Origin of the sequence: Kribbella sp. NPDC050281, from assembly GCF_040655855.1 — a bacterium.
Taxonomy (GTDB): domain Bacteria; phylum Actinomycetota; class Actinomycetes; order Propionibacteriales; family Kribbellaceae; genus Kribbella.
Genome location: NZ_JBFAKS010000058.1, coordinates 32373 through 49276 on the forward strand (window position 1 = coordinate 32373; position 16904 = coordinate 49276).

Sequence of the window (16904 nt, forward strand, 5' to 3'; positions counted from 1 at the left end):
TGGACGACAACCAGCCTGGGAGGACAGATGAGAATCGCCCGCATCCTGGCGGGGATCGCCGCCCTCGTCGCCCTGACGGCCGCGGCGGGCACCGCACCGGCCATGGCCGACCGCGAGTGGATCGCCCCGACCACCAGCCACGGGACGCCGTGATGGCACCGCTGAGCATCTTGACCCACGCCCACCACTGGACGACCAAGTCCCGGCACCGGACCAGCCAAGGCACAATCGGGTACCAGCACTGCACCTGCGGCCGCTGGCGCATCGACCGCGACACCACGGTCCACGCCCCCGAGACCGTGGCCGTCCTACCATCCGACCGATTGCGCTGACCGGAACGCAGGCCCGGCGGCCGCCCCTCCAGGCCGCCGGCCTCGCCGTGTGGACTTCAGCGCTTCGGTACGTCGTACACGAGGTGTGTGACGCGGTCGCCTTGGACGATCTGCGACGGGTTGTCGAGCATGAGTGGCTCGGACAGCGGACCGGTCGCCCAGAACGGGCGGCCCGAGCCGAACACCACGGGGACGAGGTTGACGACGACCTGGTCGATCAGGCCGAGCCGCAAGGCCTGTCCGCCGATCTGACCGGCGGCGACGTCGACGATGCGGTCCTCACCGGCGTACTCCCGCCCCGCCTTGATGCCTTCCTCGACGCTGCCGACGAAGGTGAACGGCGCCGTACCGGCATGCTCCCAGTCCTTCGGTGGTTCGTGCGTGACCACGAAAACGTGCTCACCGGCGGCCGGTACGCCGTCCCAGCCGTTGGTGAGGTCGAAGAGGCGCCGGCCGATGATGACGCACGCGATGCCCTTGTACTGGTTGCGCGTGAAGTCGGCCGACGCCTGGGTGGTGCTGACCGTGGCGTCGCTGCCTTCGAACGACCAACTCACGTCCCCGTTGCCCAGCCAGTCGAACAGCGGACCGACTCCGTCGCTGTCGTCGGCCATGTAGCCATCCAAGGAGACAATCGCTCCCATGATCGTTCTAGCCATCAGATCCTCCCTGGTGTGCAGGTACTGGACCTGACGTTAGGAGCAGGACAGCCCGCTCCGAATCTGTCAGATGACTGGTGCCGGCGTACGCGACGGGCGGTGCCGATGAGTCATGGCGTCAGTCCGGCGAGCTGCGAGCGCCTGCTGACACCCAGCTTGGGGTATGCCTTGTACAGGTGATGACCGACGGTGCGCGGACTGAGGAACAACTCGGCCGCGATCTCCCGGTTGCTCATGCCCTGCGCGGCTCGGCGTACGACCTGCAACTCCTGCGGGGTCAGCTGGCTGACACCACCGGGACCGGCCGCCGGCTCGGGAGCGGTGTCGCCGAGCGCGGTGAGCTCGGTGCGGACGCGTCGTTCCCAGCCGTACGCCGCGATCCGCTCGAACGTACCGAGCGCCTCCGTCAGTCGGGCCCGGGCCGCCGTACGCCGGCGATTGCGTCGCAGCCATTCGCCGTACGCAAGGGAAGTTCGCGCCCGGTCGTACGGTCCGCACCCTTCGAGACGGAGCGCCGCCTCGAACGCCTGCTGTGCGTCGGGTCCTTCGCTGAGTAACGCCTCGCACCGCAGTACGAGCGCTTCTGCCGCGGGGTTGCCCGATTCTGTCGCCCACTCGATCAGCGCCGGGAGGTACCGCTGCGCGCGATCGGTCTCACCTGCCCGTACGGCGGCCTCGACATGATCGGGGATCGCGCGCACGGCCACGTCCCGTCCGGCGGGGCCGTCGCAGACTCGCTCCAACCGGTCGAGGGCGTCAGCGGGCTGACCGGCCATGAGATCGACCAACGCAAGGGCCCACGTCACCAGGGCTGCCGACATCCGGTGCTGCCTTGTGTCGCCGAGCACCAAGTCTGCCTGCGGTTCGGCTGAGGCATCACCGCGAACTGCGGCAAGCCAGGCCGAGATCGAGGTCAGTACGACGACCTGTAGGTCCTGACCGAGGTCGGTCGCCAGCTCGATCGCTTCGGTCACCGTCGCTTCCGCGTCCTGGAAGCGGCCGGTCACCAACTGCGCGAGCGCGAGTGGCTCCTGCGCATAGGGCAGCCAGCCGAGCGCTCCGTCCAGGCGCAACGCGGCGACGTGGCTCTCGAGGAGCTTGAGCGCCAAGGTGTCCTCGCCGATGAGCACGGCCATGTACCCGGCCGTCAGCCGGTCGAGCGTGGCGTCCAGCTCGAGCGCAGCAGGCAGCAGCGTCCGCATCGACGCGACCGCGGGCTTGATGTTTCCGAGCAACAGGTCGGTGAAGCCGATCAACGCCTCGGCCAGGCCACCGTGAATCGACTTTAGTTGCTCAGCGCAACGACCAAGCAGGATGGGATCGGCCGCGTCGCGCGCACACCACGTCGCTTCGGCGAGGATGGAGACAGCACGGTCCGGGTCGGTCGACAGGATCGGTACTGCGGCGGCGAGGGACAGCGCACTTGCCTCAGCGGGCGAGACGCGCTCGTACGCCACCTGGGCTCGAATCCAAGCGGCTTCGGCCTGTTCGCTGGGTTGTCTGGTCAGCGTGCCGCCGGCCGCGGCCAACTCCGCCGCATGATCGAGCCCGCCCGCGTCGTACGTCGCTCGCGCGGCTCCGACAAGACGCCTGGCGCGGTCGGCGCGGTCGTTGCTGAGCTGTGCGGCCCGCTCCAGCGCTCGCGCCGCGGACGCCGGGCCGCCGCGCCCGACCGCACGGAGCGCGGCGCGTTCGAGTTCCGCCGCGGCCAGGTCGTCGGTGCCACCGGCCGCGGCGGCGAGATGCCAGGCGCGCCGGTCGGCATAACGTGGATCCGAGAACGAGTCGGCCAGCGCTTCGTGCGCGGCCACTCGCTGGGCGAACGGCGCGTCCTGGTAGACCGCAGACCGGATCAGCGGGTGCCGGAACTCGACGGAGTCGGAGGTCACCCGGACGAGTCGCTCTTGCTCGGCCGGCTCGAGGTCCGCGGCGGCCAGACCCAGAGACGCGGCGGCGGCCGAGAACGCTGGGAGCTCTGAGGTGTGGTCGGCGGCGGCAAGCAACAACGCTCGCTGCGCGTTCTCCGGCAGTGCGCGAACCTCCAGACGGAAGTGCTCCTCCAAGCGTCCACTGGCCGGCAGCGGGGTGACTGGCGCGGACGGACGATCTGCACGATCGCTCGCCGCCAACTCCAGGATGGCCAGCGGGTTCCCTTCGGATTCCGCGAGTACGCGCTCGGCTGCCTCCCGCGGCAGCGTACGAACGCTCGCCAGCAGCCGACTAGAGTCCGGCTGATCGAGTCGCTGGAGCGCGATGCTGTCCAGCCCTGCGGCAGGGAACGGTCGGTCGCCGTCCCGCGCGGCAAAGATCATTGCGACCGGGTCGGTGTGCAGGCGCCGTACGGCGAACAGCAGCGCGTCGATCGAGGACCGGTCGAACCAGTGCGCATCGTCGACCAGGCACAGCAGTGGCTGCTCCTCGGCCAGGTCGGAGAGCAATGTCAACACAGCCGCGCCGACGGCCGGTGGCCCACCCGGCAAGGTGCTCGCGCCGAACGCGGTCCGCAGTGCCTGACCTTGGCGGCCGGGCAACGCGTCGAAGCGATCGGCGAAACGGGCGAGCATCAGCTGGAGACCGGCGAACGGAAGCTCCGCCTCGGACTCGATGCCGACAACCCGCAGTACTCGCATACCGTCAGCAGCAGCCGCCGCGTGATCGAGCAACGCGGTCTTGCCGATCCCGGCCTCACCCCGCACCACCAACGACCCACACCGGCCGTCACCGGCCTCGGCGAGCACCCGCTCGACCGAAGCCCGCTCAACTGCCCGCCCCACCAGCACCGCAGCAGCGTAACCCCACCAACTGGCCCACATGTGCGAGCATGATCGCCGATTCGAATCCTGCCGGGCACCCCACCAAACCCTGCGATCGGAGCAGCTGTGTCCACTGTTACCGCTGCGGAATTCACCTGGCCGCTAGGCGACGACGCCGTACTGATCCCACGCACGGCCGCGATCGCGGAGGCGCATTTCGCTCTGGTCGAGGCCAACTATCAACGTCTGGCGCAGTGGTTCGGGGACGCGTACCAGGAACCACCGGTGCTCGAGGAGACGCGCGCGAACCTGGAGGAGGCTGGGCGGGGCTGGCTGGACGGATCGTTGTTGCCGCTGTCCATCGCGGTGAAGGCGGACAACGGCTGGCGCCTGGTCGGCTGGGCGCAACTCGAGATCGACCGTCAGGCGCGGTCCGCCGAGATCGGCTACTGGCTCGACACGGACTTCGTCGGCCGTGGACTGGTCAGCCGGACCGTCACCGCCGTACTCGATCACGCCTTCGGGCCGCTCGGCCTGCTCCGAATCGGGCTGTGCACCACCGTCGACAACACCCGCAGCCGGAACGTGGCCGAGCGCATGGGCTTCACCCAGGAAGGCGTACTGCGCGAGGCCGCAGTCTTCCCCAACGAACGACGCGACCTCGTCCTCTACGGCCTCCTCGCCCACGAATGGCGGCAGTAGCAGTCGACGATCGCCGCCTTGGTCCGCGAACTCGGATGGTGGTGAGTATCAGCTCGCGTTCTTTCGGTGGAAGAGGGTGCGATCGCGCCATGGGTTGTTGTGCCAGTTCCGCGCGTGGATGATTCCGACGGCCAGCAGGCCGACGGCCGCGGCGGCGTACCCGGCCAGTGGGTGTCCGGACACGTGGGCATATTGCCAGCAGATCGCTGCGATCACGAACGCCACCCAACCCACCACGACGTTCACCGCTGCGGACTGCCCGAACGGCGTCGGGTTGGTCTTTCCGGTACTGCCGAGCATGTAGTAGGGAAGCCCGTTGCCGACGAAGAAGCCGGCCACGAGCGCGAGTAGGACCGTCGTCAGCATCAGACGTCACCCGCCTGATGGCGAAGGAGTGGGAGCAGTACGTCGTCGACGAGGCCGGTCAGGAACGTGTCATCCAGCGGCTCACCGGTGACGAACGCACGCGAGAAGAGCATCGCCGAACTGAGCTCCGCGAGCAGCGCGCGGTTGATCGCGGCTGGCAACTCACCTCTGGCGACCGCGCGATCGATGGCGGGGTCGAACGCTTGCCGTTTGTCGTCGACCATCCGCGCTCGCACCGTCCGCGCCAGGTCCTCGTCGTGATGCATCGCCGTCAGCAGACCGAGCAGCAGTCCGGCGTCCTGTTCGGTCAATCCGTCGCGCATCGCCTGCAGCGTGCCGAGCAGGTCAGCACGGAGATTCCCCGGATCCGGCCGCTCGATCATCCGCTGCCCGGTATGCCGCTCGACCGCGGTCACGACCAGTTCGGCCTTACCCGACCAGCGGCGATAAATGGTGGCCTTGCTCGCGCGGGCGCGCAGTGCGATCGCATCCATGCTCATCCGGTCGTACCCGATCTCGGCCAGCAACCCCAACGTCGCCCCGAGAATCGCCTCCTCCCGCACCTCACCCCGCCCCCGACGCCCGTCCTCACTCGTCACATCACACCCCAAAGTGAACGAAACCGTTTCGTTCACTTTAGCACCCCGACTTGCACTTCTTTTTCTTGTAGGCGCGCGCGTGCACGACCCCCGATCGCCAGACCCGAGCTGGCCGCTGAGCTGTCAGCGGCCCGGGCTGATCAGCCCTGTCTCGTAGGCGAGGACGACGGCCTGCACCCGGCCGCGGAGGTCGAGCTTGGCCAAGATGTGGTTCACGTGCGTCTTCACCGTCGCCTCGCTGACGACCAGCGAAGTGGCGATCTCGCCGTTCGACCTGCCGCGTGCGATCTCCGTGAGCACGTGAACCTCCCGCGGTGTCAGCGCCACCAGCGCCGCCGGCACCCCCCGCACAGGCGGTGGTCTGCTGATGTGCTCCTCGATCAGCCGCCTGGTAATACCGGGCGCGAGCAGCGCGTCGCCTGCGGCCACTGTGCGGATGCCGGCGGCCAGTACATCGGGCGGCGTCGCCTTCAGCAGGAACCCGGCGGCACCGGCCCGGAGCGCATCGTAGACGTATTCGTCCAGGTCGTACGTGGTCAAAATCAGGATCTTGGTCCGGCAACCGAGCCGGGTCAGTTCGCGGGTGGCGCCGATGCCGTCCAGTACGGGCATCCGGATGTCCATCAGAACGACGTCTGCATCGGTACGCCGTACGGCGTCGATCGCATGCCTACCGTCCGCGACCTCCGCCAGCACGGCGAGGCCGCGGGCCTGCAGTACCAGCGCCAGCCCGGACCGCACCAGGTCCTGGTCATCGGCGATCACGACGCTGATCATCGGACCTCCGGCACAAGCGGCAGGCTGGCAGTGAGCACGAAGCGTCCGTCGTCGGTCAGACTGTGCGTGAGCCGGCCGCCGAACACGGCGATACGTTCGGCCATGCCGAGGAGTCCGAGCCCACCGGCGCTGTCCGACACACCGGAGGCGCGGTTCTCGATGCCGATCAGCAGTGCCGTCGGCGAACGGGTGACCCGGACCGACGCCATGTGGTCCGTCGCGTACCGGAGGGCGTTGGTCAGCGCCTCTTGCACGATCCGGTAGCCCGAGATATCGACGCCGGACGGCAACGTGTCCAGCCGCCCTTCGACGGTGAGATCGACCTGCAGGCCGCTGCGCCGGAACCGGTCCACCAGGTCGTGCAGGCGGTCGAGTCCCAGCTCCGGCGCGAGTCCGAGCTCGTCGTCGGTGTCGCGGATCAGCCGCAGCAACCTGCCCGTCTCGCCGAGCGCCTCGCGCCCCGCGGTCGTCACCTCGTCGATCGCCGCCTCCGCGCCGTCGGCATCCCGCCGTACCAGGTCGCGAGCGGCAGCGGCCTGAACCACCATCGCGCTGACCGAGTGGGCGATGACGTCGTGCAGCTCGCGCGCGATCCGCGTCCGCTCGGCCGCGATCGCCTCCCGCCGGACCATCTCCTGGTGGCGGACGAGCAGCTCGGCCTGCTCGGCCAGCCTCATGTTCCGTTCGTCCAGGGACCGCATCAGCAGACCGAACGCGTACGGCGGCAGCACGACGGCCGAGACGAACACCAGGTCGGCGACATCCAGCGGTCGATCGAGCCGGAGATAGCCCCAGAACAGAGCCGCGAGAAACAGCACGACTGGCATCAGCGCCCGCAGGCCACGGACCCTCCGGGCCACCGTGAAGGTCGCCAGCGCGAGGATCAAGATGGGCGCGGCCGCATCGTCGACACGACCGACGACCGGGGTGATGAGCACGAGGCCCGCGAGCGTGCAGGCGGCCAAAGGAAACCGCCGACGCAGCACTAACAACGCACAGGCGATCCAGTCGATGGCCAGCGCCGCGCCCGTGCCCGGAAGATCGAGAGCCAAGAGCTCGGCGGTGGCGACGACGCCCAGTGTGACCGGCACTGCGGCCTCGCGCAGCGACGGCGGAAGTCCCCACCCCACGCTTCGATGCTAGATCGGCCTGCCGCTCGGCGGGTCAAACCCAGGTTGGAGAACAGGCCAATCCCGGAGCCGACGCCGAGAACGCCGCACCGGACCTACGGTCGACGCGAAAGATCCGATCCGGGGAGGCAGAGATGGACCACGAACATCGGCTGATCAGGAAGATTGCATGGGTGCCGGTGGGCATCGCGGCCGTGCTGGCGCCACTGCACGCGCTGGCGCGGTTCGCGACACCAGACGGGCAGGAGGACCTGGAGAGCGGCGTCGTCCGGAGCTGGGCCGAGCCCACCGCGCGCACATTGCGGCCGTTGCTCGACTGGGCGGACGCCGACACGGTCTACCGCATGTACGGCAAGGGATGGCCGGTCCTGATCGCCGCCACCATCGTCAGTGCGGTGCTGGTCCGAAACAGCCGGCGTCCGGGACGCCTCGAGCGCCTGGGCTGGCGGTTGACCCTACCCGGCCTGACCCTGATGGCTCTCGGCCTGTTCGGGTTCTTCTGGATCAGGCTGGATATCGCCTATGTCGTGGCGGGCCTGCCCGGGTTCCTGCTCGCGGTAGTCGGTTCACTGGTGCTCGGTATCGCATTGCTTCGCGACGGTTTCCGGCCTTGGCTCGTCCCGGCGCTGCTGCTTGGCTGGTTGCCGCTGGACATCGCATTAGGCAGTGTGCTGTCCGCGGGGGCCGGCACGGTTCCGATGATGGCCGCCTGGGCACTGGCCATCCGCGCGGTACGCCGCGACGCAGTCAGTCGACCGACTCGTCCAATTACCCGCGGCATCGCGCCGGCCACCTCGTCGGCTCCACGGGAGTCCCGGCGGCGTCACGGCTCGTAGCGGCGGAAGGTGAAGAGGTGGGTGCCGGGGATTAGGGGTTCAGGGGTGCCGGTGTAGCGGTGGACGCCGACGCCGAATCCGGCTGAGGGTTCGGAGAGGTAGAGGCGTTCGAAGGCGCGCGACTCGAACCAGGAGCAGATCTGCGGCACCAGGTCGGGGTTGTCGCGGTGGCGGGTCCAGATCACGGGAGCTCCGGAGCGACACAGCTGCGGGAGGGCGGCGATCGTGCGCTGGATGTGTTCGTCGCTGATGTTGCCGAAGATTCCGCAGGCCAGCACGATGTCTGCCGGGACCATACCGGCGTACTGATCGATGAGGGCGGCGTCGCCGGCCCGGACCTCCACTTGATCGAGTCCGAGGGCGCGAGCGGCTGAGGCGGCGCCGTCGGCGATCTCTGGGTCGAGCTCGACCAGCCGGGCATGGACGTCGCCGCGGCGTGGATGGTCAGCCAGGACCTCGAGTACGTCGCGGCCTTGGCCAGCGCACAGGCTGACGATGCGCAGCGGTCCGGCAGCGCAGTCCTCCAGGGCAGCCCGGAGCTGTGTCTGCACGACCTTCAACCGCTGGGACAGCACCGACCCCGGGTCGTCGTACTCGTCATGCCAGGCGGACCAATCCATGCGCTCGCTCCTCTCAGGAACTTCCTATCAAGTTCTCAGTGCAATCACGGGCCGATCGCGGAACCCTGCCCGTCTCACCTCCGTTGACGGACGAAAGTCCGCCGGGCGAGGGACGACAGCATGACAGGTACCGCCGACACGATGACGGCCGAGGAGCTGACGTACCCGAGCGACTCCGTGGTCGTGCTCGCCGGCGTTCCAGGCGCCGGCAAGAGCACACTCCTCGACCGGCTGTTCCCCGAACACACTGACCGCGTGTACGACTCGGGCCGCCTCCGCGATCGCTGGATGCCGGTCCTCGGCGTCCTCCCCTATCCCTGGTGGCGGCCGCTCCTTCATCTCACGTACTACGCGATCGTGCTCAACGCGATGCGCACCGGTCCCCTGGTCGTGCACGACTGCGCGACCCGTCCGTGGGTACGACGCCTCATCGGCTGGAGGGCCCGCCAGACCGGAAGGACAGTGCACCTGCTCCTGCTCGACGTACCCGATGACCTCGCCCGCGACGGGCAGCACGCGCGCGGACGCGTCGTACGCAAGGGCAGCATGGCCACGCACTGCCGCCGGTGGCCGCAACTCCTCGACCAGGCAGTCGCCGACCCCGCCGAAGTCATCCCCGGCGCGGCTTCCGCCGTCGTCCTCGATCGCGACCAGGCGAACCGGCTCGAAGCGATCAGCTTCCGTTGAGGCCGGCCTCCAGACCGTCCAGGATCAGATCCAGCCCGTACTCGAAGTCCTCCACCCGCCCGGACCGCATCACGTGACCGATCACCTCCACGACATGCGGGAACTCCTCGGCGGACAATCCCGGCAGTACGTCGGCCGAAACCCGCGACGCCTCGTCCGCGGCGAACGGCAGGTTGAGCTGCTGCAAGGTGAACCCGTAGAGGTGACTGTCCAGCGTGTGCCAGGCATCCAGTGCGCCCTCGATCGTGAAGCCGCCCTCGCGGAGCCGACCGAGCGTCGCGTCCAGGTAGCGCGTCATGCCCAGGCCGATGCTGTACCGGGACATGATCTGCATCGCCGCCCACGGATGGGCGACCAGCACCTCGTGCGCAGAGATCGACCGCCGCCGCATCGCCTTCTTCCAGTCCGTCCCGGCGGGCGGTACGTCGATGTCGGTCAGCACCAGGTCGACGATGCCGTCGAGGATGTCGTCCTTGTTCTTCACGTGGTTGTAGAGCGACATCGCCTCCACGCCGACCTCCTGGCCGAGCCGGCGCATGGTCAGCGCGTCCAGGCCCTCCTTGTCGGCCAGCGTGATCGCGGCCCGCAGGACCCGCTCCCGGTTCAGTGGCTCGCGCCGTACCGCCATTCCGATCCTCTCGCCGACCGTTGCACTTACACCGTAAGCGTACAGAGTAAGTCGAGGGTCGCAGGAACTGTCGGTGCCGGGTGATTGAGTCGTACTTCGACGTGGGGAGGAATGGGTGTGAAGGTTCGGGTTGCTCGTGAGGTGCTGGCCGAGGCGGTCGGATGGGTGGCGAAAGGGCTGCCGAGCCGGCCGAGTGTGCCGATCTTGGCCGGCATGGTGGTGGACGCGGCAGACGGTCAGGTGACGCTGTCCGGGTTCGACTACGAGAGCTCCGCGCAGGTGAGTGTGCCTGCGGAGGTGGCGGACGGCGGGCGGGTCCTGGTGTCGGGTCGGCTCCTGTCCGACATCTGCCGCAGCATGCCGAGGGACTCGGTGGATCTGAGCGGTGACGCGTCCCGCGTCCAGGTGGTCAGCGGGAGTTCGCGCTTCGCGCTGCAGACCCTCCCTCTCAACGAGTACCCGGCGCTGCCCGAGCTGCCCGGCGCGAGCGGGGTGGTCAACGGGGATGCATTCGCCCGCGCCGTCGCCCAGGTGGTGAGCGCATCCGGCCGTGACGACACGCTGCCGGTGTTCACCGGCATCCGGGTGGAGCTCCGCGGTTCGACCATCTCGTTGCTGGCCACCGACCGATACAGGCTGGCGCTCCGCGTCATCGAGTGGGAGCCGGCCGACCCGACCGTGGAGGCGAACGCGCTGGTGCCGGCGCGGATGCTCCACGACGTGGCCAAGGCGATGGCCGGCCACCATCTCACTCTCGCGCTCGGTTCAACCCGCACAGGGGACGGGTTGATCGGGTTCGAGGGTGGCGGCCGGCGGGCGACGAGCCGGCTGATCGACGGCGACTTCCCGAGGGTCCGCAGCCTGATCCCGACCGCGTCCGCGATCACCAGCACCGTCCAAGTGGACACGGCCTCGCTGGTCGAGGCGGTGAAGCGAGTCGCGCTGGTGGCCGAGCGGACCACCCCGGTCCGGATCAACTTCGCGGACGGTACGGCGACTCTCGACGCCGGGAGCGGCGAGGAGGCGCAGGCATCGGAGTCGGTGGAGGCAACAATCACTGGTGATCCGGTGTCCACCGGGTTCAACGCGGGCTATCTCCTCGATGCGCTCGCCTCACTGAGCATGCCGATCGCGCACTTCGCCTTCACCCAGCCGATGAAGCCTGCGAACCTGACCGGTCTGCGAGCTCCCGACCAGGTTCCGACCGGCGACTCGGCGTACATCCTGATGCCGATGCGGCTGCCGACCTGATGTCGACCGGATGCCGATGGCAATCATCCGTAAGTAGGACGCCGGATCAGGCTATGGACTGACGATCGGCGGCGGTCGATGCGGTCTAGTGGTGGTGCCCCGCGCCACCAGCTGGAAGGACGACTGTGGACTCGCCGAAGGCCCGGCTGCACGAGATCGATCTGCTGCGGATCCTCGCGGCCGTCTCGGTGATGGCGTACCACTACCTGTTCTCGGCGTACGCCGGCGGCCTGTCGGCGATGCAGTTCCCCCATGCCGACGTGGTGGCCCGGTACGGCTACCTCGGTGTCGATCTGTTCTTCACGATCAGCGGGTTCGTGGTACTGCTGAGCGCCTGGGACCGCACGCCGCGGTCCTTCGTCGTCTCCCGGGCCGTCCGGCTCTACCCGGCGTACTGGGTGGCGGTCACGCTGACCACGATCGTGTCGGTCTCGCTCAGCCACGGCCGGTTCCCGGTGTCGCTGCCGCAGTACCTGGCCAACCTGACGATGTTCAACTCGCTGCCGAACATCGAGAACGTCGACGTCGTCTACTGGACGCTGTGGGCCGAGGTGCGGTTCTACGCGACGATCCTGCTCCTGACCTGGATCGGCATCACCCGCCGCCGGGTCACGATCTTCCTCTGGGCGTGGCTGGCCGCGACGTTCGTCTTCCAGGCCGGTCTGTTGCCGCATGCAACCGACCTGGTGCTGAACACCCAGTTCTCGCACTACTTCATCGCCGGTATGGCACTGTGCCTGATCCACCGGTACGGACCGACGCCGCAGACCCTGCTGATCGTCGCCGTCTCGCTCGGCAACGCGATCTACCGTGGCATCGGATTCGGCGACCGGGTCGGCGTTCGCTACCACACCGAGATCCACCGGCCGGCGGTCGTTGCGATCATCGTGGTGATCTTCGCCGTCATGCTGGCCGTCGCGCTCAAGTGGACCCATCGGCTCGGGCGGCCGTGGTTCGCCGTCCTCGGCGCACTCACCTACCCGCTCTACCTGGTGCACGCGCACATCGGGTTCATCGTCTTCGAACGGCTCGGCGACCAGGTGAACCACGTTCTCCTGGTCGCCGCGACGATGCTCGCGATGGTCGGCGTCGCGGCCGCCCTGCACTACGGGGTCGAGCAGCCGCTGGCGCCCCGCCTCAAGCGGCTGCTCCAGCGCGTCCTACCCGGCGCCCGTCGCGAGCCGGCTCACGCCGTCACGAAGTAGTCCGTCAGCACCCGCGCCAGCGTCTCCGGCGGAAGCGTGTGGAACGAGCCGTCACGCCCCTCCACCGTGCCGTTCGGCAGCGCTGCGGCGGTCTGCTTGACCGAGTCCTGCAGCCACGCCGGACTGTCATTGCTGTACAGCGCAAGTGTCGGCAGTTCGATTGTCGACAACAGCTCGGTCGGTACGGCGCTGTCCCGCATCTGCAGGCCGTCGTACACGAGCGTGTGCGCGATCGCCTCGAGCCCGGCCCACATCGGCGTCGCCCGGATCTGATCGACGACCTCTTTCGGCTGGCCGACCGCCTCGACCATGAACAACTCGGCCGCACCGCCGGGGTTCCCGGCCGCGACGTACTCCTGCAGCCGTTCGATGTACCGATCCGGCGCCGGCGGCGCTCCCTCGACCCGGAACGGCGGCTCCATCACCGCCTGCTTCTCGAACGGCAGTCCGGCCTGGAACAGCACCATCGAACCCGACGAGTACGCGCAGGCGAACCGCGCCCCGGTCGCCGAGCGGACCGCATCGAGGTCCTCCCACTCGCGCTCAACGGCGTACGTCGGCGCATCGCCGGAGTCGCCGCGGCCACGCCGGTCGTAGTTCACCACGGTGAACGTCGACGCGAGCGCCTCGGCATCCGGCACGTACCGCGCGCGGTCGGTGAACCCGCCGGCCACGAGCACCAGCACCGGCCCGCTGCCGTAGGTGTCGTACGCGATCTCGGTGCCGTCCTGCGAGGTGACCTTCTCCATCACCACACCCCTCCTCAGTTTGGGATCCCTGCCAATCCGTCGAACGAAGACAGCGTGGAGAGACACCCCATCAACTGTGATCCACATCACAGGACACTAGCGGCAGGCCCGAGCCCTATCCGCGGCCGACCCACCTCACTACAGTTGGATTATGTATACAGACGGCTGGTATGCGGTCCACCGCACGATGGGTTCCTGATGCTGCTCCGCCAGCTGGAGTACCTCGTCGCCCTCGCCCGGGAGAAGCACTTCGCCCGAGCCGCCGACGCGTGCTACGTCTCCCAGCCGTCGCTGTCCGCCGCGATCCGCAAGCTCGAGCAGGAGCTCGACGTACCGATCGTCCGGCGCGGTCGCCGATTCGAGGGCCTCACTCCCGAAGGCGAGCGGGTGCTGCTGTGGGCGCAGCGGATCCTGGCCGAGCAGGATGCGCTCCGGCACGAGTTGTCGGTGATGCGCGGCGGTCTGACCGGCACACTCCGGCTCGGCGCGATCCCGACCGCGATGCCTGTCGTCTCACTGCTGACCACCCCGTTCTGCGAGCGGCACACCAGCGCCCGGGTCACACTCGAGTCGTTGTCGTCGCGCGACATCACCCAGAAGCTGGCCGAGTTCGATCTCGACGTCGCGATGACCTACCTCGACGACGACACGCTGGGCCAGGTCCGCAAGACCCCGCTGTACGAGGAGCGGTACCTGCTCCTCACCCCACAGCACACCGAGCTGGGTGAGTTGCCGGTGGCAACCTGGGCGCAGGTGGCCGCACTGCCGCTGTGTCTGCTCTCCCCCGACATGCGCAACCGCCGAATCATGAACGGCTACTTCACCGACGACGGCGTCACCGCCTCTCCCGCGATCGAAAGCGACACTGTCTCCGGCCTCTACAGCCACCTGCACGGCAACCACTGGTCGACCGTGATCTCCCACGCCTGGCTGCACATGTTCGGTGTGCCTGAAGGCATGCGCGTCGTACCGCTGAAGAGTCCTGCGCACGGGCCGCGGGTCGGACTGGTGATCGCGGCCCGCAGCCCCGAACCCGTGCTGGCCCGCGCGCTCCTCGACGTCGCGCGGCAGGCCGCCGTACACACCGCTCTCGACGATCTACTCAACGTGCACTTGATGGGTTCTGGCTATCTCGACATAGCGAGCAAGTCTTTGACCGTCGGACCATGACGCGGCAACTGTGGAAGTCCCTTCCAAACAAGGAGATTCCACATCATGGCCAAGATCATCTGCGTCCTGTACGACGATCCCGTCGACGGCCATCCGACGTCGTACGCACGGGACGACATCCCGACCGTCAACGGCTACCCGGGCGGCCAGACCGCACCCACACCGAAGGCAATCGACTTCACGCCGGGCGAGCTGCTCGGCAGCGTGTCCGGCGAGCTCGGGCTGCGCAAGTTCCTGGAGAGCCAGGGCCACACGCTGGTCGTCACATCCGACAAGGAGGGCCCGGCCTCGGTGCTCGACCGGGAGCTGGCCGATGCCGATGTGGTGATCTCGCAACCGTTCTGGCCGGCGTACCTGACCCCTGAGCGGATCGCCGAGGCGCCGAACCTCAGGCTCGCGATCACCGCCGGCATCGGCTCCGACCACGTCGACCTGGACGCGGCGATCAAGCACGGCATGACCGTTGCCGAGGTCACCTACAGCAACAGCATCAGCGTCGCCGAGCACGTGGTGATGATGATCCTCGGGCTGGTCCGCAACTACCTGCCGTCGCACCAGGTGGTGCTGGACGGCGGCTGGAACATCGCCGACTGCGTGGCCCGCTCGTACGACCTCGAGGGCATGCACGTCGGTACGGTCGCGGCCGGCCGGATCGGCACCGCCGTACTGCGCCGGCTCAAGCCGTTCGACGTGAACCTGCACTACACCGACCGGCACCGGCTGCCGGAGTCGGTCGAGCGCGAGCTCAACCTCACCTTCCACCCGAGCGCGGCCGACATGGTCCCGCACTGCGACGTGGTCACCATCAACGCGCCGCTGCACCCGGAGACCGAGGGCCTGTTCGGCGAGAAGCTGCTCAGCACGATGAAGCGCGGCACCTACCTGATCAACACCGCCCGGGCGAAGATCGCCGACCGGGACGCCGTTGTGAAGGCACTGGAGAGCGGTCAACTGGCCGGGTACGCAGGCGACGTCTGGTTCCCGCAGCCCGCGCCGGCCGACCACCCGTGGCGGACCATGCCGCACCACGGCATGACCCCGCACATCTCCGGCTCGACCCTGTCTGCCCAGACCCGGTACGCCGCCGGTACCCGGGAGATCCTGGAGTCGTGGTTCGCCGGTACGCCGATCCGCGACGAGTACCTGATTGTCGACGGTGGGCGACTGGCTGGTGCCGGAGCGCATTCGTACTCGACCCGCGTGTAAGCGGCATCACGTCGTACGTAACCGGGATCACGTGAGACACGGGCATATCCGGTGAGTGCGACTGGTTGAATGTATACAGAAGCCAGAATTCAAGGAAAGGGCAGCGATGATTTTCACCCGTAGGTTCGGCGCTCTGGCGGCTCGTCCGCAGTTCCCGGATGCCCCGGAGCTGCAGCAGGAGCTGAACACCCCGGTCGACCTGGATGCCGAGCTGGCGAAGCTCACCGGCGACCAGGCTCGCACCGCTCACGACGACCGCCCGCACGCCGACGAGTCGGCTGCGTAAGGGTCGCCATGTCAGGTCATGGAAGGACCCATGACCACGCCGGTGCCGAAGGCCCGGCCAAGGCATGGCACTTGGTAGACTGTCTACCAAGTGCCATGCCTTTGTCAGCGCAAGTTCCGGGAAGGACCTCATGACCACCATCAGCGCAGGCCCAGGGGCGGGGGCGGAACCGGCCGGTGTGCGACACGTCAAGCGGCCGACGCCACTGCGTGAGTCCGTCTACGAGGCCCTGACCGAGATGATCATCGACGGGACCCTCGAGCGCGGCCGGCACCTGGTCGAGGTCGAGCTGGCCGGCATGCTGGGCGTGTCCCGGCAACCGGTCCGTGAGGCGCTCCAGCGGCTCAACAACGAGGGCTGGGTGGACCTCCGGCCGGGCTTCGGCGCGATGGTGCACGTGCCCGCCGAGGACGAGGTGGACCAGTTGCTCGCGGCCCGTGCCGCCCTGGAGTCGGAGTCCGCGCGGCTCGCGGCCCGGCACGCTTCGAAGGACGACGTGGCCCGGCTCAGGGACCTGTGCAAGGTCGGTACGGCGCTCCAGGACGCCGGCGACATCGACGGCGCAGTCCGGACCAACGGTGAGCTGCACAGCCTGATCACCCAGATGTCCGGCAACAGGTTCCTGGTGGACTTCGCCGGCCAGGTCGATCGCCGGGTCCGCTGGTACTACACCCCGGTCGCGCCCGTCCGCGGTGGCGCCTCCTGGCGCGAGCACGCGCGCCTGGTGAAGGCGATCAGCGAGGGCGACGAGGACAAGTCCGCGCAGATCATGCGCGAGCACACCGAACACACCCGCAAGGCCTACCACGACCTCCAGACCGGTGCCGCGACCGACGACGTTCCCGCGGACACGATCACGGCGGCGCCGCGGACTCGGCGCCGCCGGACCGCCGGCTAGCGACAAGCGGCCGGCCGCAGGCAGGCGGTCGCCCGCAACCACGGGAAGGT

The 16904-nt window shown here is 68.5% G+C and carries 19 protein-coding genes; 10 read left to right on the forward strand and 9 right to left on the reverse strand.

Annotated features, from left to right (window positions below; translation table 11 throughout):
- Nucleotides 1-27 precede the first annotated feature (27 nt).
- Complete coding sequence (locus AB0I34_RS40350) at nt 28-153, forward strand: hypothetical protein (RefSeq protein WP_360456655.1); 126 nt, start codon at nt 28-30, stop codon at nt 151-153.
- Nucleotides 154-388: 235 nt separating this feature from the next.
- Here AB0I34_RS40350 and AB0I34_RS40355 read toward each other — a convergent pair whose 3' ends face one another.
- Together AB0I34_RS40355 and AB0I34_RS40360 are read right to left on the reverse strand one after the other, a co-directional pair.
- Entirely contained in the window at nt 389-991 is a 603-nt protein-coding gene (locus tag AB0I34_RS40355) for a dihydrofolate reductase (protein WP_360456658.1), read from the reverse strand.
- Between the two features lie 110 nt (nt 992-1101).
- The gene (locus AB0I34_RS40360) at nt 1102-3771 is read right to left on the reverse strand and encodes an AAA family ATPase (protein ID WP_360456660.1); all 2670 of its coding nucleotides are present in this window, start codon (nt 3769-3771) and stop codon (nt 1102-1104) included.
- A gap of 99 nt (nt 3772-3870) precedes the next feature.
- Here AB0I34_RS40360 and AB0I34_RS40365 point away from each other — a divergent pair, with 99 nt between their 5' ends.
- Nucleotides 3871-4446: a GNAT family protein gene (locus tag AB0I34_RS40365; RefSeq protein WP_360456663.1), complete on the forward strand. Its 576-nt coding sequence runs from the start codon at nt 3871-3873 to the stop codon at nt 4444-4446.
- A gap of 48 nt (nt 4447-4494) precedes the next feature.
- Here the strand turns inward: AB0I34_RS40365 and AB0I34_RS40370 are convergent, their stop codons facing one another.
- From AB0I34_RS40370 to AB0I34_RS40385, 4 genes are all read right to left on the reverse strand, one after another.
- Nucleotides 4495-4812 (reverse strand): hypothetical protein, encoded by a 318-nt coding sequence (locus AB0I34_RS40370; protein WP_360456666.1) that lies wholly within the window; start codon nt 4810-4812, stop codon nt 4495-4497.
- Complete coding sequence (locus tag AB0I34_RS40375; protein ID WP_360456669.1) at nt 4812-5411, reverse strand: TetR/AcrR family transcriptional regulator; 600 nt, start codon at nt 5409-5411, stop codon at nt 4812-4814. Before AB0I34_RS40375 ends, AB0I34_RS40370 begins: the two co-directional genes overlap by 1 nt.
- Before the next feature lie 123 nt (nt 5412-5534).
- Entirely contained in the window at nt 5535-6188 is a 654-nt protein-coding gene (locus AB0I34_RS40380; protein ID WP_360456672.1) for a response regulator transcription factor, read from the reverse strand.
- On the reverse strand, nt 6185-7318 hold the full coding sequence (locus AB0I34_RS40385; RefSeq protein WP_360456675.1) for a histidine kinase: 1134 nt from the start codon (nt 7316-7318) through the stop codon (nt 6185-6187). The genes AB0I34_RS40380 and AB0I34_RS40385 overlap by 4 nt, the downstream gene beginning before the upstream one ends.
- Before the next feature lie 134 nt (nt 7319-7452).
- On the opposite strand from AB0I34_RS40385, the gene AB0I34_RS40390 reads away from it, so the two are divergent.
- Nucleotides 7453-8154, forward strand: a complete 702-nt coding sequence (locus tag AB0I34_RS40390) for a hypothetical protein (protein ID WP_360456678.1) — start codon at nt 7453-7455, stop codon at nt 8152-8154.
- Here AB0I34_RS40390 and AB0I34_RS40395 read toward each other — a convergent pair.
- Complete coding sequence (locus tag AB0I34_RS40395) at nt 8142-8774, reverse strand: class I SAM-dependent methyltransferase family protein (RefSeq protein ID WP_360456681.1); 633 nt, start codon at nt 8772-8774, stop codon at nt 8142-8144. The genes AB0I34_RS40390 and AB0I34_RS40395 overlap by 13 nt on opposite strands.
- Before the next feature lie 120 nt (nt 8775-8894).
- Here AB0I34_RS40395 and AB0I34_RS40400 point away from each other — a divergent pair, with 120 nt between their 5' ends.
- Nucleotides 8895-9461, forward strand: a complete 567-nt coding sequence (locus AB0I34_RS40400) for an AAA family ATPase (RefSeq protein ID WP_360456684.1) — start codon at nt 8895-8897, stop codon at nt 9459-9461.
- Here AB0I34_RS40400 and AB0I34_RS40405 read toward each other — a convergent pair.
- Nucleotides 9448-10089, reverse strand: a complete 642-nt coding sequence (locus AB0I34_RS40405; protein WP_131364056.1) for a TetR/AcrR family transcriptional regulator C-terminal domain-containing protein — start codon at nt 10087-10089, stop codon at nt 9448-9450. The two genes, AB0I34_RS40400 and AB0I34_RS40405, sit on opposite strands and share 14 nt — an antisense overlap.
- 111 nt (nt 10090-10200) lie before the next feature.
- On the opposite strand from AB0I34_RS40405, the gene dnaN reads away from it, so the two are divergent.
- Together dnaN and AB0I34_RS40415 are read left to right on the forward strand one after the other, a co-directional pair.
- A complete protein-coding gene (gene dnaN, locus AB0I34_RS40410) occupies nt 10201-11340 on the forward strand; it encodes a DNA polymerase III subunit beta (RefSeq protein WP_360456687.1) in 1140 nt (379 codons plus the stop codon).
- A gap of 125 nt (nt 11341-11465) precedes the next feature.
- Nucleotides 11466-12545 (forward strand): acyltransferase, encoded by a 1080-nt coding sequence (locus tag AB0I34_RS40415; protein ID WP_360456690.1) that lies wholly within the window; start codon nt 11466-11468, stop codon nt 12543-12545.
- Here the strand turns inward: AB0I34_RS40415 and AB0I34_RS40420 are convergent.
- Nucleotides 12527-13294, reverse strand: a complete 768-nt coding sequence (locus AB0I34_RS40420) for an alpha/beta hydrolase (RefSeq protein ID WP_360456693.1) — start codon at nt 13292-13294, stop codon at nt 12527-12529. The two genes, AB0I34_RS40415 and AB0I34_RS40420, sit on opposite strands and share 19 nt — an antisense overlap.
- 198 nt (nt 13295-13492) lie before the next feature.
- Between AB0I34_RS40420 and AB0I34_RS40425 the strand changes: the two genes are divergently transcribed.
- From AB0I34_RS40425 to AB0I34_RS40440, 4 genes are all read left to right on the forward strand, one after another.
- Nucleotides 13493-14464, forward strand: a complete 972-nt coding sequence (locus AB0I34_RS40425) for a LysR family transcriptional regulator (protein ID WP_360456696.1) — start codon at nt 13493-13495, stop codon at nt 14462-14464.
- Between the two features lie 45 nt (nt 14465-14509).
- On the forward strand, nt 14510-15670 hold the full coding sequence (locus AB0I34_RS40430; protein WP_360456699.1) for an NAD-dependent formate dehydrogenase: 1161 nt from the start codon (nt 14510-14512) through the stop codon (nt 15668-15670).
- A gap of 106 nt (nt 15671-15776) precedes the next feature.
- Nucleotides 15777-15956 carry a hypothetical protein gene (locus AB0I34_RS40435; RefSeq protein ID WP_360456702.1) on the forward strand — a complete coding sequence of 60 codons (180 nt, stop codon included), beginning with the start codon at nt 15777-15779 and terminating at the stop codon, nt 15954-15956.
- Between the two features lie 130 nt (nt 15957-16086).
- A complete protein-coding gene (locus AB0I34_RS40440) occupies nt 16087-16854 on the forward strand; it encodes a GntR family transcriptional regulator (protein WP_360456705.1) in 768 nt (255 codons plus the stop codon).
- Nucleotides 16855-16904: the final 50 nt, after the last annotated feature.